This is a genomic window from Flavobacterium sp. WG21, assembly GCF_000335775.1.
GTDB lineage: Bacteria > Bacteroidota > Bacteroidia > Flavobacteriales > Flavobacteriaceae > Flavobacterium > Flavobacterium tructae.
The window spans coordinates 1-1,311 of record NZ_AMYW01000071.1 but is presented as its reverse complement, the minus strand read 5'-3'; the positions used below and the strand labels follow the sequence as shown (position 1 = coordinate 1,311).

Below are 1,311 nucleotides of genomic sequence, written 5' to 3'. Positions count from 1 at the left end.
GAGAAAAATCCGAGAATAAGCAGGAATATGGAGGAGGAGCTTATGGAGGCAGTCTAAAATCAGGATCGAAAGGTAATAGTCCAAAGGGATATGTGAAGTCTCCGGGAGGTGGTGGAAGTGGAAGTTCTACGACTTCAGAAAATGCACAAAATATAGTAAAACAGATAAAGACTAATTTGCCCGTATGTATTGATAACATTGTCAATGATATAAAAAAATTACAAAAGGGTAAGTTTTCTCAGGTAATTGCAAAATTTTCAGGAGTAAATCCTACACCTACTAATTACAATTGGCTCATAATTAAGGGCAATTTATCAGCAGATAGCCCTGGAAGTACAAGTAAAGTAGTATTAGATGGTAAAGTAACTACAACTTTAAATGAAAGTGATCTTTCAGTTTCGACAGATCTTTCAATCGCAAAAACTTTACTTCATGAGTGTTTTCATGCGTATTTGGTTAGTGTTTACAGATACAGAGATATAGATAAGAGCTATGTTAACTTGGTAGAGACATATTTTAATCAATTCAATAAAGATTTAAATGATGCTCAGCATAATATTTTTGCCGATACTAATATTGTACAGGAAATATCTGTTGCCTTGCAAGAGTATGGCAATTTGAAAGGATATAATCTACCCAAATTGTTTTACGATGATATGGCATGGGGTGGTTTAGCAGAAACAAAGGCCTTTAAAAATCTTCCTCAAGCTGACCAAGAGAGAATATTGGATAGAATTTATTCAGAGTACAAAAATTCAGGAAATAATAGCTTTAATCCGAGAGGGAAAAAAGCTTGCCAATAAAAACCTACTAATTAGAAAATATGAAAGCGCATTTAATTTTTTTGTTTTTCTCTTTATTAGCTAATGTTGCTATTGGTCAAACAATCAGCAAAGTTGATAACGAAGATTATGAGGTAATAAACCAAATAACAAATAGTTTAATAGAGGGTAGAAAACAGTTATATGTAAAGGATAAAGATACCACTATTGCTCTGTATAAAGAGAGTCTAATATTTCATGATCAGAAAACATTTTTTACTAAAGAAACTTTTGAAGAGTACTTTTATACGCCAATAGATTCTGTAAAAATAAAAAAGCTAATTAAATCAATGAACTTTGAATATTTAGCCAATCAAAAGAGAGAAGAAGTAAATTGGAATTTAAGTAAATTCAAATATCCTTTTATAAAATATAGTGAATCGACACCTTATGAAACTATTAGGTTTAGTGTCTCGCCTCCAATCTATTCCAAAGACAAAAAAGTGGTTTTTATTTTTTTTAGTAACCCCTGCAATTATGACGGATGTGG

At 31.5% G+C, this 1,311-nt stretch carries 2 protein-coding genes; both read left to right on the top strand.

What is annotated here, in order from left to right; genetic code table 11:
* Nucleotides 1-803 (top strand): hypothetical protein (locus C245_RS23475; RefSeq protein ID WP_017498854.1); only part of this gene is annotated, 803 nt, incomplete at its 5' end.
* Nucleotides 804-823: 20 nt separating this feature from the next.
* A partial coding sequence (locus tag C245_RS23470) for a hypothetical protein (protein WP_035747220.1) occupies nt 824-1,311 on the top strand: 488 nt, incomplete at its 3' end.